This is a genomic window from Frankia gtarii, from assembly GCF_025403375.1.
GTDB lineage: Bacteria > Actinomycetota > Actinomycetes > Frankiales > Frankiaceae > Frankia > Frankia gtarii.
In genome coordinates, this window is record NZ_JAMPTM010000026.1 from 17122 (window position 1) to 40399 (window position 23278).

General features: G+C 73.2%; 15 protein-coding genes and 1 pseudogene. 14 read left to right on the forward strand and 2 right to left on the reverse strand.

Annotated elements, in window-relative coordinates; genetic code table 11:
- Positions 1-330: 330 nt before the first annotated feature.
- From NBZ83_RS06725 to NBZ83_RS06780, 12 genes are all read left to right on the forward strand, one after another.
- Complete coding sequence (locus NBZ83_RS06725) at positions 331-981, forward strand: hypothetical protein (RefSeq protein WP_261574547.1); 651 nt, start codon at positions 331-333, stop codon at positions 979-981.
- The gene (locus NBZ83_RS06730) at positions 971-3412 is read left to right on the forward strand and encodes a glycosyltransferase family 2 protein (RefSeq protein WP_261569051.1); all 2442 of its coding nucleotides are present in this window, start codon (positions 971-973) and stop codon (positions 3410-3412) included. The genes NBZ83_RS06725 and NBZ83_RS06730 overlap by 11 nt, the downstream gene beginning before the upstream one ends.
- Positions 3412-5121, forward strand: coding sequence for a kelch motif-containing protein (locus NBZ83_RS06735; protein ID WP_261569050.1), 1710 nt, complete (start codon positions 3412-3414; stop codon positions 5119-5121). Before NBZ83_RS06730 ends, NBZ83_RS06735 begins: the two co-directional genes overlap by 1 nt.
- A gap of 92 nt (positions 5122-5213) precedes the next feature.
- Complete coding sequence (locus tag NBZ83_RS06740; RefSeq protein WP_261569049.1) at positions 5214-6338, forward strand: glycoside hydrolase family 6 protein; 1125 nt, start codon at positions 5214-5216, stop codon at positions 6336-6338.
- Between the two features lie 181 nt (positions 6339-6519).
- Positions 6520-7794, forward strand: a complete 1275-nt coding sequence (locus NBZ83_RS06745; protein WP_261569048.1) for a glycoside hydrolase family 6 protein — start codon at positions 6520-6522, stop codon at positions 7792-7794.
- Complete coding sequence (locus NBZ83_RS06750) at positions 7791-8477, forward strand: SCO family protein (protein WP_261569047.1); 687 nt, start codon at positions 7791-7793, stop codon at positions 8475-8477. Before NBZ83_RS06745 ends, NBZ83_RS06750 begins: the two co-directional genes overlap by 4 nt.
- Positions 8478-8531: 54 nt before the next feature.
- Positions 8532-9812: a lipase family protein gene (locus tag NBZ83_RS06755; protein ID WP_261569046.1), complete on the forward strand. Its 1281-nt coding sequence runs from the start codon at positions 8532-8534 to the stop codon at positions 9810-9812.
- Between the two features lie 256 nt (positions 9813-10068).
- The gene (locus NBZ83_RS06760; RefSeq protein ID WP_261569045.1) at positions 10069-11274 is read left to right on the forward strand and encodes a type IV toxin-antitoxin system AbiEi family antitoxin domain-containing protein; all 1206 of its coding nucleotides are present in this window, start codon (positions 10069-10071) and stop codon (positions 11272-11274) included.
- 102 nt (positions 11275-11376) lie between these two features.
- Positions 11377-13293, forward strand: coding sequence for a methylmalonyl-CoA mutase subunit beta (locus NBZ83_RS06765; protein ID WP_261569044.1), 1917 nt, complete (start codon positions 11377-11379; stop codon positions 13291-13293).
- Positions 13293-15542, forward strand: coding sequence for a methylmalonyl-CoA mutase (scpA, locus tag NBZ83_RS06770; protein WP_261569043.1), 2250 nt, complete (start codon positions 13293-13295; stop codon positions 15540-15542). Before NBZ83_RS06765 ends, scpA begins: the two co-directional genes overlap by 1 nt.
- Positions 15543-15589: 47 nt before the next feature.
- Positions 15590-16648: a methylmalonyl Co-A mutase-associated GTPase MeaB gene (gene meaB / locus NBZ83_RS06775; protein ID WP_261569042.1), complete on the forward strand. Its 1059-nt coding sequence runs from the start codon at positions 15590-15592 to the stop codon at positions 16646-16648.
- 183 nt (positions 16649-16831) lie between these two features.
- Entirely contained in the window at positions 16832-19339 is a 2508-nt protein-coding gene (locus NBZ83_RS06780) for an Hsp70 family protein (RefSeq protein WP_261569041.1), read from the forward strand.
- Between the two features lie 100 nt (positions 19340-19439).
- Here the strand turns inward: NBZ83_RS06780 and NBZ83_RS06785 are convergent, their stop codons facing one another.
- Positions 19440-19973, reverse strand: coding sequence for a hypothetical protein (locus NBZ83_RS06785; RefSeq protein ID WP_261569040.1), 534 nt, complete (start codon positions 19971-19973; stop codon positions 19440-19442).
- 264 nt (positions 19974-20237) lie between these two features.
- Here NBZ83_RS06785 and NBZ83_RS06790 point away from each other — a divergent pair, with 264 nt between their 5' ends.
- Entirely contained in the window at positions 20238-20777 is a 540-nt protein-coding gene (locus NBZ83_RS06790; RefSeq protein ID WP_261569039.1) for a hypothetical protein, read from the forward strand.
- A 13-nt stretch (positions 20778-20790) separates the two neighbouring features.
- Positions 20791-21819 (forward strand): DUF916 domain-containing protein, encoded by a 1029-nt coding sequence (locus NBZ83_RS06795; RefSeq protein WP_261569038.1) that lies wholly within the window; start codon positions 20791-20793, stop codon positions 21817-21819.
- Positions 21820-21837: 18 nt separating this feature from the next.
- On the opposite strand, the pseudogene NBZ83_RS06800 reads toward NBZ83_RS06795, so the two are convergent.
- Positions 21838-23278: pseudogene (locus NBZ83_RS06800) on the reverse strand (WD40 repeat domain-containing protein); the annotation flags it as partial.

Sequence of the window (23278 nt, forward strand, 5' to 3'; positions counted from 1 at the left end):
CCGGACGGGCCGGGCCCGGCGGAGCGGTATTCGGAGCCTCCGCATAATCTGTGTACACAGCGTTCCCGAGGAACGCTCACGTAACGGCAATCCTGTGCGGATGGGGCAACATTATCGCGCCGCTGAGCGTCTATCAGCGGGGCTACTGCCACGCGTCCGCGCGGGTTGGTGGGTCCTGTCGCGCCAGGGGGTGGCGCGGTATCGCGGCACGCCAGTGCGGTCGGCCCAGGCGCCGACTCGCATGAGCGGTCCGCCGGGAGGGGTTTCGTGCTCGACGATGAACCGATTGCAGGTGGGCGGCCCGGCGGGCCGCGGTCCGGGGCGCCGCGGGTGAGCGACCCGGTTCCCACTCGAGCGTCGGCCGGGGTCGCCCGCTGGTCGGACCGGGCACTGGCGCTGTGCGCGCTGGCCGGCCTGATCGCGGCGGTCGCCGTGACGCGCACGTGGGCGCGCGCGACGCTGTCGGACCGCGGCGCGGCGCTGCTCGTGGTGACCAGATCGGGCTGGCAGTTGCGCCCGACCGGGCCGTTGGTGGTTGCGTGTGGCCTGCTCACGGCACTGATCTGCCTGTTGGCGCACCGAAGCGGCCGGGCCGCGTTCGGCGCGCCGCTGGCCGCGCTGGGTGCCGGGGTCGCGGGCCTCGCGCTGAGCCGGCTGGACGCCGCCGATCCGTTGGTGCACAAGATCGGCCGGCTGCGCATCGGTACTTTCCAGACCGACGAACCGGTCGCGGCGGGCAGCGTCGGCGTGGGCCTGTGGGTCGCGACACTGGCCGGAATCGTGGTGGTTGTGGCCGCTGTGAGCTGGCTGCTGCTCACCCGCCGGGCCGCGGGCGAGACCCATGCCTCGGCGGCCGGCGGGCGGGCGAGTTCCGTCGCGGTGACCGAGGCCGGCACCGTCGGCGTCGCAGGGCCGCAGATCTCCGGTGGGATCCAGGGCGGCAGCGGGGCCGCGGAACGTGGGGTCGATCATGGCCTATGACTATGCGTCGTTTTCGACGCTCGCCGGACCGCTCCAGGAGCCCCCCGCCCGTGGGGAGTACCACGTCGCCTACCGCAAAGTCATGGTCGGGCGTGCGCTCCACCAGGTGTTGCCGCAGCTCATCGCCACTGTGGGTGTGTCGTCGCTGTTCTTTGTGTGGCTGATCCAGCCGCAGCACTACCCGCATTCGAAGTACCTGCCGACCGTCGTCCAGGTCGGCAACGCCGTGATGTTCTGGCTGATCGTGGTGACAGAGGGTATCCGGCTGCTGAACTCGATCACCCTGTGCTGGTCGGCGTACATCATGCGCAATCCGGTGCCCGTGCGACCGCCGAAGGGACTGCGGGTCGCCTTCACGACGACGATCGTGCCGGCGAAGGAACCCATCGACGTCGTCCGGGACACCCTCATCGCGGCCCGCAACATCCGCCATGACGCGACGATCGACGTCTGGCTGCTCGACGAGGGCGACGACCCGGCGGTGCGCGCGATGTGCGCCGAGATCGGGGTCAACCACTTCTCCCGCAAGGGCGTGGAACGCTGGAACACCGGCCGCGGCCGGTTCCGGGCCAAAACCAAGCACGGTAACCACAACTCGTGGCTCGACGCGCACGGCGACACCTACGACGTGGTGCTCTCCGTCGACCCGGACCATATTCCGCTGCCGAACTTCGCGGAACGCATGCTCGGCTATTTCCGGGATCCGAACGTCGCTTTCGTCGTCGGCCCGCAGGTCTATGGAAACTTTCGCCATTACCTGACCCGCGGTGCCGAGGCGCAGAACTACATGTTCCATTCGGTCGTCCAGCGGGCCGCGAACCGGTTCGCTTCGGGAATGTTCGTCGGCACGAACCACGCCTACCGGGTCGAGACCTGGCGGCAGATCGGCGGCTTCCAGGACTCGATCACCGAGGATCTCGCGACGTCCTTCGCCGTGCACGGCGCTCGCAACCCGCAGACGAACCACCGCTGGACGTCGGTCTACACCCCGGACGTCATCGCCGTCGGCGAGGGCCCGGCCACCTGGACGGACTTCTTCAGCCAGCAGCTGCGGTGGGCGCGCGGCGCCAACGAGGTCCTCGTCACCGAGGCCGCCGGTCGGATGCGCAAGCTCGCCTGGGGCCCGCGGCTGCACTACGCCACGCTCATGCTCCACTACCCGACGGTCGCTTTGACCTGGATCCTCGGCATGATCCTCACCACGACCTACATGGCGCTCGGCTCCACCGGGGTGGTCGTGCACGTCTCGGCATGGTTGGCGCTCTACATCGACGTGTTCGCCGCCCGGCTGCTGCTCTACTTCTGGCTGCGCCGGTTCAACACCAGCCCGCACGAGGAGGCGGGCAGCGCCGGGATGTCCGGCATCTTCGTGTCGGTGCTGTGCACGCCGTTCTACTCGACGGCGTTCGTCGGGGCGATCTTCCGGCGCAAGCTCGGCTTCGTCGTGACGCCGAAGGGCGATCAGGTGAGTCCCGACCGGCTGCTGACGTTCCGCAAACACCTGTTCTGGGCCATCTGGTCGGCGGGGTCGATCGCCGCCGCCGCAGCCCTCGGCCACCTGTATCCGGCGAACATGATCTGGGTCTCGCTGTCGTTGGTGACCTGCCTGCTGCCGATCGGGCTGTGGCGCCTCGAACCGATCCTGGCACCGCGGCGCGCGACGGCGCCGAACCCGCTGCCCGCCGCGCACGTGCCGACGCCGCGGACCGTCGGGTCCGCCAGGCCCGTACCCATCCGCGCGGCCGCGGCCGGGTACCCGTCGGCCCTCGACCCGGTCACCGAGGAGGTGCCGGCCGCCGTCGTCGGGATGTTCGCCGACCCCGCCACGGAGCACGTGCCGATTCCCGCGAAGCTGGCTGACGCCGGCGCGCCGGGCGTCGGTAACGAGACCGTGACGATCGTCGGGGCGAAGGTGCCGGCCGCCGCGTCGGCGAAGTCAGCCGGCCGTGCGGGCGATCCCACGGGTGTGGATGGTCCCACCATCCTGCTGTCCGCCCCCGCGGCGGCCGCCGCCGTGGCCCGGGCTGCAGCCGGTGCCGGTGCCGGTGCCGGTGGTGGTGGCGGCAGCGGGATCGATCAGGACACTGTCATCACCCGCACGCTGCCCGCTTCCGGTGGGCGGCCAGCACGGGATCACGATCGGCGTGCGGACGGGCGCGAGCGGCGCCGAGAGCGCCGGGCGGCCGAGCTGCCGGCCGACCTGCCCGCCTACGCCGACGACGAGCCCGCCTACGCCGACGACGAGCCGGTGTACGCCGACGACAAGCCGGTGTACGCCGAGCAGGAGACGGTTCTGACCCAGCGTGACAAGGACCTGGCCGGGGTGTCCGCCGCGGGCGAGCTGCCCGCCTACGCCGAGGACGTCACGATGAGGCTCACCCCGCGCCGCCGCCGCGTCACCCTCGACGGCACGCTTGAGGAGCTGCACTGATGGCCGACCGTCCCCGGCGATCCGGCCCGCCGCCTGATCCCGGCCCGCCGACCGTCTCCGACCTGCCCGCGCCAGGCGGACCGCGGCCGCTCGACGACCCGCGGATGGCGCCTGTCGCCGCCACGCCGACGGCCTCCCGGCGGCGTCGGCGGCTCCTGCAGGCGACGATCATCGTGCTCGTCGTCATCGCCGGCAACTTCCCGTACATGGACTCCTGGGCGTCCGATCGCTACGACGACTGGCGCTCCCACCAGCCTGGTTACATGCGCGACAACGGGCGATGGGACATCGTCGCGGACAGCGGCTCGCGCTCGATTCACGCCGCGCTGCTGCGCACCGGCAAGGTCCTGCTGATGGCCGGCTCCGGCAACGACAAGAACAACTTCGACGCCAAGCGGTTCGAGACCATCCTGTGGGATCCGACGGCGAACAGCTTCCAGAAGATCTACACGCCATGGGACGTCTTCTGCGCCGGCCACGCGTTCCTGCCCAACGGCGACCTGCTCATCGCCGGTGGGACGAAGGCCTACGAGGTACTGGCCCAGGACGCCCCCGACGGCAAGAAAAAGGAATATGAGGGGCTGAAGGACTCCTACCTGTTCGACCCGATCAGCCAGCGGTACGTCAAGACCGGGTTCCTGCAGCACGCCCGCTGGTACCCGACGCTGGTCACGCTCGCGAACGGGGCCGTCGTCGCCGTCTCCGGACTCAACGAGAACGGCGACATCGACCCGGGCAACACCGAGTCCTTCGACATCGCGAACTCGGCCTGGATCGAGCATCCGGAGCTGCGCAAGGAGTTTCCGACCTATCCGTCGCTCCTGCTCGCCGCGGACGGCCGGCTGTTCTTCTCCGGGGCCAACGCCGGCTATGGCCCGGCGTCGCTGGAGGCCCGTCAGTCGGGGCTGTGGAACCTGACGAACAATCAGTTCCAGGCTGTTCCCGGGCTGCCGTTGCCCGAGGTCAACGAGACGGCCGGCACCGTGCTGCTCGCTCCGGCGCAGGACCAGAAGGTGATGTTCATCGGCGGCGGCGGCGTCGGTGACACCCAGGTGACGACCGACCGGACCGCCATCGTCGACCTGTCCAAGCCGCAGCCGGTCTGGCAGCGCGGCCCTGACCTGCGCGCGCCGAAGCGGTACCCGGGCGCGGTGCTGCTCCCCGACGACACCATGCTGGTCTCCGGTGGGTCGCAGCGCTACCGGGCGAAGGACACCCTCACCGCCGAGATCTACGATCCGGCGACGAAGACGTTCCGCCCGGTGGCCGACCCGCACGTCGGCCGCGACTACCACTCCGAGTACCTGCTGTTGCCCGACGGCCGGGTCGCGGTGTTCGGCTCCAACCCGCTCAGCGACGACAACACCTTCGACACCCGCGTCGAGGTCTACTCGCCGCCCTACCTCTACGCCGGAGAACGCCCGGTGATTCGCAGCGCTCCGGACACGATCACCCGAGGCACCACGATCACCCTGCGCACCTCGCAGAAGATCGGCAAGGTCCGACTGATGCGGCCCGGCGCGTACACCCATGTGACCGATACCGAACAACGATCGGTGGCGTTGCCGATCACCGAACAGGCGGACGGTACGGTCACCGTGAGCGTGCCGGACAACCCGAACGTACTGCCGGGTGACTGGTACATGCTCTTCGTCGACAACGGTGCGAACGTGCCGTCGGTCGCGACCTGGGTGCACGTGACCCCCTGACGGCTGCCGCCGCGGCCGACAGGGGAGTGGGTCTCCCGTGGCGGCCACCCCACAGCAGGGTCGGCGAGGCCACCGTCGAGAGGAGTGCCTTCGTGCCGACGTCCAGGTACCCGCGCGCCTGCGGCCGTCCCCGCGGGGTCACCGCCGTCCTCGCAGCGGTCGTGGTGTTGGTCGTGGCGCTGGTCGGGTGCGGCCCGGACGGCGGCGGGAAGTCGGCCGGCGGCGTGACGGGCGGGGCCGACACCGGGACCGCGGTGCCCGCACCCGACCCGAGCCGCTGCCCCATGGGCGGTAGCGCCGGGAGCGGTCCGTCGCCTGCCGCCGACGAGGCCGCCGCGCGGGGCCGCGCGCCCCACGGCCCGTTCCTGGTCGACCCGCACAGCCAGGCGGCGCAGCAGGCGCAGGACCGCCCGGCCGACGCCGCGGCCATCGCCCCGCTCGTGCAGACCCCGACCGCCTTCCCGGTCGGCGACTGGATCACCGATGTGGTCGGTGAGGTCCACAGCCGGGCCGCGGCGGCGTCGGCGACCGCGGGCACCGCCGTGTTCATGGTCTACGGCATCCCGCACCGGGACGTGGGTGGCGTCTTCTCCGCCGGCGGGCTGCCCGACGCCGCCTCCTACCGCCAGTTCACCCGCCAGATCGCCGCGGGCATCGGCGGCGCGGCGGCGGTCATCGTGCTCGAACCCGACGCGCTCGGGCAGATCGACCAGCTCGACGCGGCCCAGGCCGCCGAGCGCTACACGCTGCTGCGCGACGCGGTCGACGTGTACGGCGCGCTGCCGGCGACCAGCGTCTACCTCGACGGCGCGAACTGCGGCTGGATCGCCCCGGCGGTCATGGCCCGGCGGCTGGCCGAGGCCGGGGTCGCGCACGCCCGCGGCTTCGCCGTCAACGTGGCGAACTTCTACCGCACCGAGGACGAGGCGGCCCGCGCCGAGATCCTCTCCCGGTTCGTCGGTGGTGCTCACTACGTCGTCGACACCTCCCGCAACGGCCGCGGCCCGGCGGTCGGGCTGACGAACGGATGGTGCAATCCGCCTGGTCGCGGCCTCGGCGAGAAGCCGACGACCAGCACGGGATATCCGCACGCGGACGCCTTCCTCTGGGTGAAGACCCCCGGCGCGAGCGACGGGGAATGCGGCCGGGGTGATCCGGAGGCGGGCAAGTGGTGGCAGGAACAGGCCACGGAACTGGTGCGCAACGCCGCGGACTGAACACCTGTCACTGACGCGCACCTGCCGGATGGCGCGCACCCCCGGGCGGGGGAGAAAATCTCCCGGAGCGGGAGATTTCCGATACCCACCGGTTGGTTGCCATTGTCGCGGCCGATATGCTCTTTCCGACATCGGGGCACTGCGCGTCAAGCGCGTGCGGTCGCGTGCATTCGGAGGTCGTGTGTCGGACGCCTCGGGCCACCGTCGCCGGTTCTTCGCGCTGCTCTGGCCATTCGCGGCGCTCATGGTGTTCGCCGGCTTCGGGCTGGAGCAGCTCGTCATCGAGCCGGCCTACGGGGCTTCGGGGGGATCGAGCACGGTCGTCGCGCAGCCGGGCATCTTCACCCTCACACCCGCCCCGGCGTGGCCGGGTCCGACGCCGGGCTCGCCGGGCACCGCCGCGCCGGCGAAGGTCGGCGTGGCACTCACGCCGGTACCCTCCCCCCGTCCGGCGGCGTCGGCCAGCTCGGCGGCCACGGCGGGCGGGCTCGCCGCCGCGGGGACCGCCGCGTCCGCCGGTGCCGCCGTGTCGACGGGTGCCGCCGCGTTGACCGCGGTCGTCACCGCGACGGCGGGTGACCCGTTCGCGGCCGCGACCCTCTACGTCGATCCCGCCGGGGATGCCGCCCAGGCGGTGCGCACGCTGCGCCAGAGCGATCCCGCCGGAGCGCAGACGCTCTCCCGGCTGGCCGACCGCTCCCACGCGGACTGGTTCGGCGATCCGGATCCCGCCACGGTGCGCACCCGCGTCGCCGACCGGGTTCGGGTGGTGCGGGCGGCCGGCGCGCTGCCGGTGCTCGTCGCCTACGCGATCCCGCAGCGCGACTGCGGTGGCGGCCAGTCGGCGGGCGGCGTCGCCGACGAGTCCGCCTACCGGGCGTGGATCGCCGCCTTCGCGGCCGGCATCGGCGCCGGCCCCGCCGCGGTCATCCTGGAACCCGACGCCCTGGCCCAGGTCGACTGCCTGGCACCGGCCGCGGCCACCGCCCGGTACGCCATGCTCGGCTACGCCGTCGACCAGCTCGCCGCGGTCGGGGTCGACGTCTACCTCGACGCCGGCAACGCATCCTGGCATTCCGCCGCGGACACCGCCGTCCGGCTGCGGCAGGCCGGCGTCTCCCGGGCCCGGGGCTTCGCCCTCAACGTGTCGAACTTCGACGAGACCGCCGACGAGACGGCCTACGGCGACGCGGTCGTCGCGGCCCTCGGCGGCGCCTCCCACTACGTCGTCGACACCTCCCGAAACGGTCATGGCCCGGCCGCCGACAACGCCTGGTGCAACCCGCCTGGCCGCGGCCTGGGCACAGCACCCACCGGCAGAACCGGCAATCCCCGGGCGGATGCCTATCTGTGGATCAAGGTGCCTGGGGAATCGGACGGCGCGTGCAACGGCGGCCCGGCCGCCGGCCGGTGGTGGCTCGACTACGCGATGGGCCTCGCGAGCAGGGCCGGGTGACGAACCGCGGCGGCGGGTCACCAGGGCGCGGTCGCACGGCAGCCCTGATCGGCTGCCTCGCCGCGCTGCTGATCCTGCTCGCCGCCTGCGGACCCGCCGGCGGCTCCCGGTCGGCGGTCGCGGGGCCGGTGCACCTTGACGACGTCGGTGGGGCCGCAGGTGTGAGGGGCGTGCGCCTCGACCCCCCGGTGCGCCTTTCCGGCAGCACGCTCACCGACACCGCCGGCCGGTCGTGGACCCTGCCCGCGGTCGCCGACGGCCGACTCACCCTGCTGTTCTTCGGCTACACCTCCTGTCCGGACGTCTGCCCCACGACGGTCGCCGACCTCGCCGCCGCGGTCGGGCTGCTCACACCAGCGCAGCGTGCCCGGGTTCGGGTGGTCGTCGCGACGACCGACCCGACCCGCGACACGGGCCCGGTCCTGCGCCACTGGCTCGACCAGTTCGACCGCTCGTTCGTCGGCCTGACCGGGCCGGCCACGGCCGTGACCCGCCTCGCCGACACGGCGGGCGTCACCTTCAGCACGGCGACGCCCGCCGCGGATGGGACCATCGTCGTGCCGCACGGCAGCCAGGTCACGGCGATCGGCCCGGACGGCGTCGCCCGCGTCGGCTACCTCGCCGGCACCGCCGTCGCCGACTACGCCCACGACATCCCGCTGCTGCTCGCGGGAGAAAGCTGAGCGCAGGGCCTGACCGCCCGGCGCCAGGCAACTGTGGCGAGGGGAGCGGCCCGGATGCCGGACAGCGCGCTGCGTCGTCTCCGAGGGGCGCTCGTGGCCCTGGCTCTGGTGCCGGCACTCGCCGGCTGCGGGCTGGGTGATCGGGCGTGGGGCGGTCGTCCGCCAGCCGATGCCAGCGGGCCTGCCTCGCCTGCCTCGCCTGCCTCGCCTGCCTCGCCCGCCTATGCCGGGCCGGTGGCCGCCCCGGCAGGTGAGGCGTTCTACCGCCCGCCGGCGCCGCTGCCCGCCGGCCGTCCGGGGGACGTTCTGTGGTGGCGTTCCGTGCCGGCGGCGGGGCAGTTCGCCGCGCTCGGCGCCCGGGTGTTCCAGGTGCTGTACCTGTCCAGCGGGGCGCTGGGCAGGCCGACCGCGGTCAGCGGGACCGTGCTTGTCCCCGCCCGCCCCGCCGCCGACGCGCCGATCCTCGGCTACGCGCCCGGCACCCAGGGGCTCGGCGATGACTGCGCGGCGTCGAAGGGTCTCGCCGTGGGGGTCAACCTCGCCGTCGGGGCGCTGAGCGGGGCGCTGAGCCGGGGCTGGATCGTCGCCGTACCCGACTACGAGGGTCTCGGCACCCCGGGCGAGCACACCTACGTCGTCGGCCCCGCCGAGGGGCATGCCCTGCTCGACATCGTGCGGGCCACCCCGCGGGTCGCGGGGCTCACCGGCCCGGCGCGTCGGCGGGTGGGACTGACCGGCTACTCGCAGGGCGGGGGCGCCGCGGTATGGGCGGCGCAGCTCGCCCCCGCCTACGCGCCGGACCTGGACGTGCGCGGGGTCGCCGCCGGCGGCGTACCGGCCGACCTGGAGGCCGTCGAACGGGCCCTGGACGGGAAGGGGGCCGCCGGGCTGGGGCTGGCAGCCGCGGTCGGCCTCGACGCGGCCTACCCGGAGCTGCGGCTGGATGCGCTACTGACCACGCCCGGCCGCAGCGTGTTCGCCACCGTCCGCACCGCCTGCGCGCTCGCCCTGGTCATCGGGTACGCCGGCGAGCGGATAGCCGATCTGACGACAACCGACCCGATGACGCTGCCGCGCTGGCGGGCGCGGCTGGCCGAGAACACGCTGGGACGGGTCGCGCCTCGCGTCCCGCTCTACCTTTACCACGCCACATCGGACAGCCTGGTCGCGTTCGGCCAGGCGGCGGGGCTGCGGGCGGCGTACTGCGCCCGCCGGGTCGCGGTGACCTGGGTACCCTTCCCCGGCGATCATCTCGACGGGGTGGGGCGCACGGCGGACGCGTTGCAGTTCCTCGCCGACCGCTTCGCCGGCATCCCGACCCGCGGAAACTGCTGACCCCGGACTGCGCCGACCGGACTGCGCGGACCGGGCTGCGCGGACCGGGCTGCGCGGACTCGCGTGGCGCTGGTGTTCCGGCTGTCACCGGATGCCATTCCCGACCATTTCTTCGAATAAGGATGCGACGCAAGTAGGAAGTGGTTGGCGCTGTTCCCGGGATTCCTGATCTGCTGACCGTCCATCGTTGCGGCGGTTATCCACAGCTTTCATGTTGCCTCTGGCCGGAGGGCCGATTCTGTTGGATTCTCGGTTCATGACCTTTTCCCTTTCGGCCTCGTCCCCGCCGACCCGACCCGTCATCCGTCGCTACCCCGGTCTCGACTCCGCCGTCGCGTTGGCGCGTCGGCAGGGCGGGGTGATCACCTTCCAGCAGGCGATGTCCGCCGGCCTGACCCGCGGTCAGCTGCGCCAGCTCGTCCAGTCCGATCAGTGGAGTCACCCTGTCCGCGGCGCCTTCGTCGTCCCGGTCGGCCCCCTGACCGGGGACGTCGGCGGGAACGTGGTCGCACCCGGGGACGGGCGCTGGGGATCGGGACGGGCACCGGAGCCGTCGCGGCCGGGCGGCGAGGTCCCCGCGGTTGCCGACGACGGGTGGCGCGGCGGTCACCTCGTGGCGCAGGGCGGTCCACTCCTGCCGGTGCTTCCCAGCGGCGGCGCCTGCCCGGGGGTATTCGCGCGGCCTCCCTTTCCCCTGTCGGCGCGCGTGCGGGCGGCACTTGTCGGCCGCCCCCATGCGGTGGTCTGCGGCATCACCGCCGCCCGGCTGCTCGGTTTCCCCGGTGGGGAGCCGGAGAATCCGGCCGAGCCCGTGCACCTTCTGCTGCCGCCTCGGCTCACCCGGGCGCAACCGCGGGGAATCCGGCTGCACTTCACCGAGCTGGGCCCCGACGAGCAGGTCGACCTGGCCGGGATCCCCGTGACCTCGCCGGCGCGTACTCTCGCCGATCTCGTGCTCGCGGCGCCCCACCGGGAGGCCGCCGTCGCCGAGATGGACGCCGCCCTGCGCAGCGGGGCCGTGTCGAACCTGCGTGCGGCCCGCGAGGCGGCGGCCGGTCGGCGGGGCTTCCGGCCGACGCGGGACTGGTGGCCGCTGGCCGATGGAAGGGCCGAATCGGGGCTGGAGACCCGGCTGCGGCTGATGCTCATCGACGCGGGGCTCGCGCCACCCCAGCTGCAGTGGCCGGTCCGGGACGCCAGCGGCCAGTCGATCGCGCGGCTCGACCTGGCCTGGCCGGAGCACCGGCTCGACGTCGAGGCCGACACCTACACCACGACGAGCTCCGCCGAGGCATTCCACCTGGAGCGGCTGCGTGGCAACCTGCTCGCCGCCCTGCGATGGACGGTGCTGCGGTTCAGCGCGCTCGACGTCGCGTGGTACCCGGAGCGGATCGTCGCGGCCGTCGAGCGGGTCCTCGCCGGCCCGGCCGTGCGGGATCGGGAGGAACTGCAGGCCTCGTGAACCCTGGTGAACATTGCCACCATCCACGCAAAGGCGGGCAAGGACTTGTGACAGGAAGTACATTCCAAGCCGCCTGGGCGTCCCACGCCTACGATCCGGAACATGAGCGTTCCAACGGCCGGGCTGTCGCTGGCCGCAGACTTTCCGGAGGCCACCCGCGCCGAGTGGCAGAAGCTCGTCCTGGGCGTCCTGCGCAAGTCCGGCGTGGCGACCGAGGCGACCGCCGCCGGCGAAGTCGAGGAGCTGCTGGCGACGCGGACCTATGACGGCCCGCTGATCCGACCGCTCTACACGGCGGACGACCTGCCGGCCGGCGGCGTGGGACTGCCGGGCCTCGCCCCGTTCGTGCGGGGCGCCCGGCCCCAGGGTGCGGGCGCCACCGGCTGGGACGTCCGCGCCCTGCACGCCGGTCCCGATGTGAAGCTCGCCGCCGACGCCATTCTCACCGACCTGGAGAACGGCGTCACCTCGGTGTGGCTGCGTCTGGGTCCCGGTGGGCTGCCGATCGACGCCCTGCCCACGGTGCTCGGCGAGGTCTACCTCGACCTGGCCCCCGTGGTCGTCGACGCGGGCGCGCAGACCCAGGCCGCGGCCGAGGAGCTCTTCCGCCTCGCCGCCGCCCGCGGCGTGCCCGGCTCTGCGCTCGCGGGCAGCCTCGGCGCCGATCCGATCGGCCTGGCGGCCCGGTCGGGCCTGCCGGCGGACGGCCCGACCGGGCTCGCCGAGGCAACGGTCCTGGCGGCGCGCTGCGTCGCCGAGTTCCCCGGCGTGCGCGCGCTCGTCGTCGACGCCCAGCCCTACCACCGCGCCGGCGGCAGCGACGCCGAGGAACTCGGCGCGTCACTGGCCACCGGGGTCGCCTATCTGCGTGCGCTCACCGACGCCGGGCTGAGCCTGTCCGAGGCCCTCGGGCAGGTGGAGTTCCGCTACGCCGTCACCGCCGACCAGTTCTCCTCCATCGCGAAGCTGCGCGCCGCGCGCCGGCTGTGGTCGCGGGTCGCGCAGGTGTGTGGGGCCGAGCCGGCCGAGCGGGCCCAGCGTCAGCACGCGGTCACCTCGGCGGCGATGATGACGCGACGCGACCCCTGGGTGAACATGCTGCGCACCACGCTGGCCTGCTTCGGCGCCGGCGTCGGCGGCGCGGACGCGGTGACGGTCCTGCCGTTCGACACCCGCCTCGGCCTGCCCGACGACTTCTCCCGGCGGATCGCCCGCAACACCCAGACCCTCCTGCAGGAGGAGTCGAGCCTGATCCGGGTGATCGACCCGGCCGGCGGTTCCTGGTTCGTCGAGTCGGCCACCGCCGAGCTCGCCGAGGCCGCCTGGGCCTGGTTCACCGAGATCGAGCGGGCCGGCGGCATCGTCGCGGCCCTGCGCTCCGGTCTCGTCGCCGAGCGGATCGCGGCCGCCTGGGCGACGCGTGCCGAGGCGATCGCCCATCGCCGGGATCCCCTCACCGGCGTCAGCGAGTTCCCGAATCTGGCCGAGACCCTCCCCACGCGGGCCCCGGCGCCGGCCTCGGTCGAGCCGCTCGCGGCCCCCACGGGTGGCACCCCCGGCCTACCCGAGATCCACTACGACGCCGACTTCGAGGCGCTGCGGTCACGGGCCGACGCCCATGCCGCGGCGGCGGCCCGCCCGGTGGTGTTCCTGGCGACCCTCGGCAGCGCGGCGGCGTCGACCGCCCGCGCCTCGTTCGCCGCGAACCTGTTCCAGGCGGGCGGGTTCGAGACCCCGACGTCCGGCCCGGGTACCGACCCGGCCACGATCGCGGCGGCCTTCGCCGCCTCCGGCGCCGCGGTGGCCTGCCTGTGCTCGGGCGACAAGGTGTACGCCGAGCATGCCGCTGCGGTGGCCCGGGCGCTGCGGGACGCGGGTGCCCGCCAGGTGTGGCTCGCCGGCCAGCCCGGCTCGCGCGCCCAGGCCGACGCCGAGGCGGGCATCGACGGGTACGTCTTCACAGGATGCAATGCGGTCGCCGTGCTCCAGGCGTCGCAGGCCGAGGCGGGAGTGCGCTGATGTCCGTGGACAGTTCGAACCGGCGCGCCGCCGCCATCCCGGATTTCTCCCAGGTGGAGCTCGGCGGCCCGCCGGCCGGCGCGGACACCCCCGAGGCCGAGTGGCGCACCGCGCTGGAGGCGGCGACCGGCAAGGACGTCGACGCCCTGACCTGGGACACCCCCGAGGGCATCGCGGTCAAGCCGCTCTACACCGCCAGCGACACCGCGAACCTCGACTTCCTGCGCACCTACCCGGGCGTCGCGCCGTTCCTGCGCGGCCCGTACCCGGCGATGTACGTGACCCAGCCGTGGACGATTCGCCAGTACGCCGGGTTCTCCACGGCGGCGGCGTCGAACGCGTTCTACCGGCGCAACCTGGCCGCCGGCCAGAAGGGCCTGTCGGTCGCCTTCGACCTGCCGACCCACCGCGGCTACGACTCCGACCACCCGCGGGTCACCGGCGACGTCGGCATGGCCGGGGTGGCCATCGACTCCATCCTCGACATGCGCCAGCTCTTCGACGGCATCCCGCTGGACCGGATGAGCGTGTCGATGACCATGAACGGCGCGGTGCTGCCGGTGCTCGCGCTCTACATCGTGGCGGCCGAGGAGCAGGGGGTGGCCCCGGAGCAGCTCGCCGGGACCATCCAGAACGACATCCTCAAGGAGTTCATGGTCCGCAACACCTACATCTACCCGCCGCAGCCGTCGATGCAGATCATCTCGGACATCTTCTCGTTCACCTCGCAGCGGATGCCGAAGTTCAACTCGATCTCCATCTCCGGCTACCACATGCAGGAGGCCGGCGCGACGGCCGACCTGGAGCTGGCCTACACCCTCGCCGACGGCGTCGAGTACATCCGCGCGGGCCTCGGCGCGGGGTTGGCGATCGACGCGTTCGCCCCGCGGCTGTCGTTCTTCTGGGCGATCGGGATGAACTTCTTCATGGAGGTCGCCAAGCTGCGGGCGGCCCGGCTGCTGTGGGCGCGGCTGGTCAACCAGTTCTCCCCGACGAGCGCGAAGTCGCTGTCGCTGCGCACCCACTCGCAGACGTCGGGCTGGTCGCTGACGGCCCAGGACGTGTTCAACAACGTGGTGCGCACCTGCGTCGAGGCGATGGCCGCCACCCAGGGCCACACCCAGTCGCTGCACACCAACGCCCTCGACGAGGCGCTGGCGCTGCCCACCGACTTCTCCGCCCGCATCGCCCGCAACACCCAGCTGCTGCTGCAGCAGGAGTCCGGCACCACCCGGGTGATCGACCCGTGGGGCGGCAGCCACTACGTCGAGCGGCTCACCTACGACCTGGCCCGCAAGGCGTGGGGGCACATCAGCGAGGTCGAGGCCTCCGGCGGGATGGCGCAGGCGATCGACGCCGGCATCCCCAAGATGCGCATCGAGGAGGCCGCCGCGCGCACCCAGGCGCGCATCGACGCCGGCCGCCAGCCGCTCATCGGGGTGAACAAGTACCGGGTGGACGCCGACGAGGCGATCGAGGTCCTCAAGGTCGACAACTCGGCGGTGCGCACCGAACAGATCGACAAGCTGCACCGGCTGCGCGCCGAGCGCGACCCGGCGGTGGTGGAGGCGGCGCTGCACGCGCTGACCGCCGCCGCCGACGCCGCCCGCGACGGCCGCCGCGGCCCCGGCCTGGAGCAGAACCTGCTGGCGCTGGCCGTCGACGCGGCCCGCGCCAAGGCGACGGTCGGTGAGATCTCGGATGCGTTGGAGAAGGTCTACGGGCGCCATTCCGGTCAGATCCGTACCATCTCCGGGGTGTACCGGGACGAGGCTGGACCCGCCGGGAATGTCGCCGCCGCCCGCGAGGCCGCCGCCGAATTCGAACGCGCGGAGGGCCGCCGACCGCGCATCCTCGTCGCGAAGATGGGCCAGGACGGCCACGACCGCGGCCAGAAGGTCATCGCCAGCGCCTTCGCCGACATCGGCTTCGACGTCGACGTCGGCCCGCTGTTCCAGACGCCCGCCGAGGTCGCCCGCCAGGCCATCGAGGCGGACGTGCAGATCGTCGGCGTGTCGTCGCTGGCCGCCGGGCACCTCACCCTGGTGCCCGCGCTGCGCGAGGAGCTCGCCACGCTGGACCGCTCCGACATCCTCATCGTGGTCGGCGGCGTCATCCCCCCGGGCGACTTCGACGAGCTGCGAGCGGCCGGCGCGGCGGCGATCTTCCCGCCGGGGACGGTCATCGCCGACGCGGCGCTGGAGCTGCTCGCCACCCTGTCGGCGCAGCTCGGCCACTCCGCCGCCTGAGCGGGCCGGGCTGTGGCATCGCTGGCAACGGCACCGCCGGTTTCGGCATGGCTGGTGCCGGCGCCGCTGGCTATGGCGTCGCTGACGTCGTGACCCGGCGCATCGATCTGACCGAGTACGCGGACGGCGTGCTGGCCTCGTCGCGGACCTGGATCGCGCGGGCCATCACGCTGGTCGAGTCCAGCCGGCCCGACCACCGGGAGCTCGCCCAGCAGCTGCTGGTGACCCTGCTCCCGCACGCCGGCAAGGCGCGCCGCGTCGGCATCACCGGGGTGCCGGGCGTGGGCAAGTCGACGTTCATCGACGCGCTGGGCACCACGCTGACCGGGCGGGGCCACCAGGTGGCGGTGCTTGCGGTCGACCCGTCCTCGACGCGGACCGGCGGAAGCATCCTCGGTGACAAGACGCGGATGGCCGCGCTGTCGGTGGACCCGGCGGCGTTCATCCGGCCCTCGCCGACCGCGGGCACCCTCGGCGGGGTCGCGAAGGCCACCCGCGAGGCGATGGTCGTCATGGAGGCGGCCGGCTACGACGTCGTCATGGTCGAGACGGTCGGCGTCGGCCAGTCGGAGACGACGGTGGCCGACATGGTCGACACCTTCCTGTTCCTGACCCTGGCCCGCACCGGCGACCAGCTGCAGGGGATCAAGAAGGGCGTGCTGGAGCTTGCCGACGTCATCGCGGTGAACAAGGCCGACGGCCCGCACGAGCTCGACGCCCGCCGCGCGGCCCGCGAGCTCGCCGGGGCGCTGCGCATGCTGCAGGGTTCCTCGGGCCCGCGCGACTGGAACACTCCCGTACTCACCTGCAGCGCCGCCGAGCGCACAGGCCTCGACACCGTCTGGGCGCAGGTGATCAAGCATCAGGACACCCTCGACGCCACCGGTGAGCTCGCCGCCCGCCGCCGGCGCCAGCAGGTGGACTGGACCTGGGCAATGGTCCACGACCGCCTGCTCGCCGAGCTGCGGGCGCACCCGCGCGTCCGGGAGCTCACCCCCGACCTCGAACGCCGCGTCCGCGACGGCACGCTCACCCCCGCGCTCGCCGCCGACGCGATCCTCACCGCCTTCGGTGAACCCGCGCCACCCTCCGACACCGGGCGATAACTGCTCCCGTTGTCCCGCGGCTGACTTCGGTTCTGGTTATTTCCTGTCTTACACCGGACATGAAGATTGCCTGGTCAAGCGTCTACGATGATCGCACCATACGGAGGGGCAAGGTCTCCGGTGACCGGGGGCGGTCCAGGTGCCCCGGGGCGTTTAGGTGATCAGGCGGGGTCGGGAGTCGCGGTGGGTTATCAGCTCGGTATCGACATCGGATCCGCGAACACGATTGTCGCGGTCGCGGACGGCGGCTGGCCTCGCGTGCTCGAACTCGGCGGGCAGCGCCGGCTGCCGTCCGTGGTCTACGCGCCACCGGGTGGTGGCCTGCAGTTCGCCCGCGCGGCGGCGCGGCGTGCCCAGGCCGATCCGGACCGGGCGGGGACCGACCTGCTGCGCCAACTCGGCGAGGGCGGTCCGATCCTGCTCGGCGGCGCCGCCTACAGCCGTGAGGGTCTGCTCGCCCGCCTGGTCGCCCATCTCGTCGCCCTGGCCGCCGACCAGCTCGGCGGCCCGCCGGACCAGGTGGTGGTGACCTTCCCGACGTTCTGGTCTCCGGGCCGGCGGGAGACCTTCGCCGACGCGATCACCCAGCTCTCCGGGTTGGAGCTGCCGGTCGTGGCCCTTCCCGCGGCCGACGCGATGGGGACGCTGCTCGCCCGCGCCTCGGTGACCCAGACGGTCGACCTCGTCGGCTGGTACGACCTCGGCGCCGGATTCCTCGACACCGCGATCCTGTCCTTCTCGCCGTTCGGGTTCCAGGTCGTCGGCACCCCGGCGGGGCTGCGCCACGGCGCCGGGCTCGACCTCGACGGGCTGCTGGTGGACCGGGCGCTGGCCGCGGCCGACGTCGAGCCCGCCCGGCTCGACCGGGCCGACGCCGCCACCCGCACCGCGCTCGCCCGGCTGCGCCGCGAGGTCGCCCAGGCGAAGGAGATCCTCGCCGAGGAGGACGAGGTCGACCTGGCGGTGGAGCTGCCCGGTGTCGACACCCCGGTCACACTGACCCGCGGCGAGTTGGAGACACTCGCCGGCCCGATCATCGACGACACCGTCGAGATCTTCCGGCGGGCCTTGCGCTCGGTGCCGGCGGGTCCCGGGGATCTGTCCCGCATCCTGCTGTCCGGTGGGGTCGCGCACCTGCCGCTGGTGGCGCGCCGGCTGCGGGCGGCCTTCCCGGAGACCGGCCGGGTCGAACGCCGTCCGGATGCGGACGTGGCGATGGGCGCGGCGCTGATCGCCGCCGACCTCGCCGATCGTTCCGCCCGGACCGGCGGGGCGGTGTTCGGCGCCGTGGGAGCGGCGGGCGCCGGGGCCGTGGAGGAGCCGTATGACGTCACCGCGGTCATCCGCCCGCCAGACGCCGCCAGCCTCACGTCGCTGCCCCCGTTCCTGTCCGGGGGCGGGACGCCACCGCCGGGGGCCGGTGCCGGCGGCGCGGCCGGCGAGGACGGGGTGACGGTCGCCACCGGCCCGCCGGGTGGGGGTGACGGTGGCGTGCTCGGCCAGCCGCTCGCGGGCCCCGGTGCCCATGCCGCGGCCGCGAGCGCCGACGAGACCGGGCTGCTCCCCGCGGACGCCGCGGGTTCACTCGCGGGCGCCGCCGCGGATGCCGGGGGGTCGCATCGCGCCGCGCAGGGGGGCGGGGGCGGGATCTTCGGGTCCCGTCGGGTGATGGTGGCCGCGGCGATCATCGCCGTCCTGTTCGTCGCCGTCGGGACGACCGCCGGGGTCGTGCTCACGGGACGCGACTCGGGCTCGGACTCCGTGGCCGCCGCCACTGCCTTTCCGACCACCGATCCGATCCCGGCGCCGTCCAGGCCGACCGCCGAGCCGGCGCCCGAGGCGAACCTCGTCCGGGTCGCGGGCTCCTCCGAGGTCGCCCCCATCACCGAAACCGCCTACAACGAGTTCCGTCAGACCCAGCGCAACGTCACCGTCAGCATCGAGGCGACCAGCACCGAGGACGGTTTCGCGGCCCTGTGTAGCGGCAAGGCCGAACTTGCCGACGCCTCCTTCGAGCTCACCCCGGGAATCCTCGCCGATCCCGGCTGCGCGAAGAAGGTCGTCGGCTTCGAGGTTGCGCACCACACTCTGCCGATCGTGGTCAATCCGCAGAACACCTGGCTGCGCTGCCTCAGCCTCAAGCAGGTCAAGCAGGTCTGGGGCGCCGACTCGTCGGTGACCCGCTGGAGCCAGATCGACCGCTCGTTCCCGGACGAACCGATCGCGTTCGTCGGTCCGCCCCACAACTCTGTGCAGGCGGAGGTCTTCAACGCGACCATCAGCGACGCCAGCGACCGCTCGCGCGCCTACCGGCAGGCGGACCTGAGCGGGGTTGCCAACGACGTGGCCGGTGACCGGTCGGCCATCGGCTTCCTGGACTACCCCACGTATGCGACGTTCGGCGACCGGCTGCGTGGCGTGGAGATCAACAATGGCGAGGGGTGCGTCGCGCCGACCGCGGTGGCCGTCGGCACCGGGCTTTACCTGCCGCTGTGCAAGCCGCTGTTCGTCTACGCCCGCACCGACGCGTTGCGCCAGCCGGCCACCGCCTCCTTCCTGCGTTATTTCCTGGAGAACGGCCGCAAGATCGCCTTCGACGCGCACTACGTGCCCCGCAGCGACAACACCGTCGGGGAGAACGTCGCCAGGCTGGGGAAGCTGACGGCGGGGGTGGCGCCGGTACCCGCCTGACCGGGCGACCGGCCCGCAGAGCGCGCGGGCCGGTCGATCTCCGTGGCAGGGCGGGGGACGCCAGCCGTGCTGTCGCACGGTGCGGTGAGCCTACGGGCTCTCAGGCCACGGAGTGGGTGATGGTGCAGGTGTAGGTGCCGACGATCACGTTCGTGGGGATGGCCACGCTGAGTGTCGGCTCCCACGAGACGGTGCTCGTGTCGAGATCCATCGTGGTGGCGGAGAAGGCGGTGCGGGAGGCTGCCAGCGTCACGGCACTCGCGGCGGTGGGCTGGCCGGGGCTGACCAGGGACGGCAGGCCGGTCGTAGCGGTGGCGGGGCCGGACCAGTAGGTCAGCGACGCCCGGGGGATCGTCTGGTAGGACGCGCCGGCCCCGGTCGTGCAGTTCGTCGAGGTCACGGTGGCCGTCCAGGCGCCGATCAGGTCAGTGCTGGTGACGGTCGTCGTCGCCAGTTGGACGCTGAGCGTGCCGCCGCCGAACGCGTGCGAACCGAGGTTCGCAGTGGCGGGGGCGGTGATGGACAGTGCCGCCCGGGCCGGACTGCCGGACCAGGCGACCAGCAGGATCACGAGGGCCGTGAGTGCCGAAAACCTGCCTGTCGTGCGCCTCGAGGGGGGGAGGCTGCTCCGCATCTCGACGACTCCTGACCAGGTCCGCAGCACGATGCTGGCTTGCTACCACGACGGGCGAGGGCGGGCTTGGATCTCGGGCCTGGCGGGGACGAGTCCGGCTGGTGTGGGGCGAGCAGTGTCCGGGGAAGACTGTCGAGACACGCGGTCGTCGCTGTGCGTATTGAATTGCTACTCAGGGTGATAGCTTGCGCGACGTGCCCCGCGGATCGGACCTCACGGTTCCGCAGCTCGGGCGCTCCGGCCTCACATAGGGGAGTAGCTCCATTGCGTAAGCCATCGCTGTTTCTTCTGAGCGCGGTCGCCGCTGCCGCCGCGCTCCTCGGTACGGCGCTGCCGGCCAGTGCCGCGACCGCCGACACCACGGTGACCCTGACCCTCACCGGAGGGGCCGTGAACATTACGGCCCCGGCCACCGCCACCCTGACCGGCGCGATCGGCACGACGCCCGTGTCGGGCCCCCTCGGGCTCGTCACGGTCACCGACACGCAGGGCATCGAAGCGCCGTCCTGGGTGGCCAGCGTGTCCACCACCAACTTCAACGCGCCGGGGGGATCCGGTCTCCCCGCGATCCCGGTCGCAAACATCCACTACGCTCCGGGGACAGTCACCCGCGTGAACAACACGGGAACGGCGACCGACGTCAACTTCACCGGCGAATTCGTTGCGGTCCCGACGGTGACGGCCACCGGCGGCGCCGGCATCAACTCGGCGTCGTGGAACCCGACGCTGACGGTGGACATCCCGCCCACCGCCGTCGCCGGCACCAACTACATTGCAACGATCACCCATTCCACGGTGCCGTGATCGGGGCTGCGGGATGAATAGAGGCACCCTCCTCGGTGCCCTGGCGGTGATGGTCGGGATGCTCATCCCGACCATCACCGCTCCTGCCGTGTCGGCCGCGCCCCGCAGCGGGACCGTCAACTCCGACGGGACGTTCGGGATCAGGCTGGGCGAGGTCACCGCGTCGCTATGGAAGGATCCCCGGGCCAGGCAGTACATCGTCGACCACCTCAACCCGGGTACCACGATGCGCCGTCAGGTGGAGGTCGTGAACAACACCGACGAGCCGATGCGGATCGAGCTCTATCCGGGGGCCGCGAGCCTCGGCGGGAGCGCGTTCCACTTCGCCGAGGGGCGCAAGCCCAACGAGCTGACCACCTGGGTCAGCCTGGACCGGAGCGCGATCGAGGTCGGCGCGCACTCCCGGGAAAAGGCTGAGGTGACCGTCGTCGTCCCCCGTGACGCCTCGCCGGGCGAGCACTACGGCGTGCTCTGGGCGCAGGCAGGCAGCGGGGCGCCGAAGGGCAGCGGGTTCGCGATGGTCAACCGGGTCGGGATCCGGATGTACCTGGACATCGGTCCCGGCGGACCGCCCGCCGCCGGCTTCACCATCGCCGCGCTCACCGCGAGCCGCCTGCTCGACGGGCGACTGACGATCGGTACCGAGATCCACAACACCGGCGGGCGGGCCCTGGACATGTCCGGCGACCTGACGTTGACCAAGGGCCCCGGCGGCCTGCAGGCCGGACCGTTCCGGGCGAACCTCGGGACGACGATCGCGCCCGGGGAGGTCAGCCCGGTCTCGTTCGCACTCGACGGGCAGATACCGGCCGGGCCATGGACCGCCACGGTGAAGCTGCACAGCGGGCTGGTCGAGGGGACCGCCACGGCGGTGATCCGTTTCCCTGACCGCCGCGGCGCGACCGAACGGGTCCGGATGGCTGGTGCCTCCACCCGCCGGGTCGCGGTCACCTCCGCGGTCGTCACCGGCGGTTCGCTGTTCGGCGTCGGGATGGTGGTCATGTTCGTGCGCCGGTGGCGCCGACGCCGGTCGGCCCCCTGACCTGCGGTCGGCCGGTGATCAGCTCGCGCAGGCGTCGGACCAGGGGATGCCGGGGACGAACCGGTCCCACTCGGCCCGGTTCAACGCCACCGCCGGCTTGGCACAGGCCCGCCGTCGCAGCCTCTGCGGGTCCAGTGTGCCGAGCAGGATCGTGCCGCTGTCGGCGGTCAGCGCGACGCTCCCCGCGGCGGTCGCGCTCATCGCCCGCACCGGCGAGTCGAGCGTGCCCACCGGGATGAGTGCGGGCGCGGAGAGGGCGAGGTCCGAGTAGGCGACGCTGCCGGCGCTGTCCGCGCTCAGCAGGCGGTCGCCGGCGGCGAAGGCGACGGTGGTCACGGGCGCGCCGTGGCCGGGCAGGCGGTGCACGACCCGAGGGCGATTCGGGTCGGCAACGTCGGACACCTGCAGGTTCCGGTCGTCGCCCCCGGTGGCCAGCATCCTGCCGTCCGGGCTGAAAGCCACCGTGTTGACGGCCCCGGTGTGGCCCGGCACCGATCCCATCTGCGCGGGGTGGCGCGGGTCGCGCACGTTCCACAGCTGCACGGTGCCACCGACCCCGGCGATGGCGAGCACGGCCCCGTCGGGGCGCAGCGCCACCCCGGTCACCGGCCCGGACCGTCCGATCAGCAGTTGCAGGGAGGTGGGCCGGCCGGGGTCGGTGACGTCCCACAGCCCCACCGACCAGTCGACCCCGGCCGTGGCGAGCAGGTGGGCGCTGGTCGACAGGGCCAGGCGGTGCACCGGCGTCGCCTGGGTGCCGAGTGTGCCGAGCGGGCGGGGACTCGCCGGGTCGCTGACGTCCCACAGCCGGCCGGCGTCGGTGGCCCCGCCGGTCGCCAGTGTCCGGCCGCTGCTGTCGAAGACCACCCCGCTGGCGCGGTCCCCGGCCGAGCCCTGCGCGGCGACGGACGGCCGGCCGTCGGCGTCGAGGCGCCACAGGTGCAGCCGGCCGGCGTCGTCGGTGCCGGCGAGCGTCGTGCCGTCCGGGCTGAGCGCGAGATCGGAGTACGCCGACGCGCCGGCGGGCACCCGCACCGCGGTCGACTGCCCGAACGAGGCGATCAGCGCGTCACGGGCGGCGGCGGTCGGGGCGATCGCATAGGCCGCGAGGCTGAGCCGGGCGGCGAGCTGCGGATCCTGGGCGCGACGCGCGGCGGCGTCGGTGGCCAGCCGCGTCGACGCGGCCGCCCGCTCGGCCGGGTTCGCAGCGCCCGGCTCGCCGTCGCCCCCCAGGACGATGACCGGGATCGCCACCGCCGCGGCGAGCAGGACGGCGAACACCCCGGCAAGCACGAGCGCGCGGCGAGGGCGCCTGCGCCGGGCGGGCGGCGCGCCGTCCGCCGGACCGACCGGTGGCGTGGACGCACCGCCCGGCCCCTGCGTCCGGGGCGGAACCGATGCGCTCGGCGGAAGGGACGGCACCGAACCCGGCGACCCGGCGGGCGGCGGGGTGCGGGGC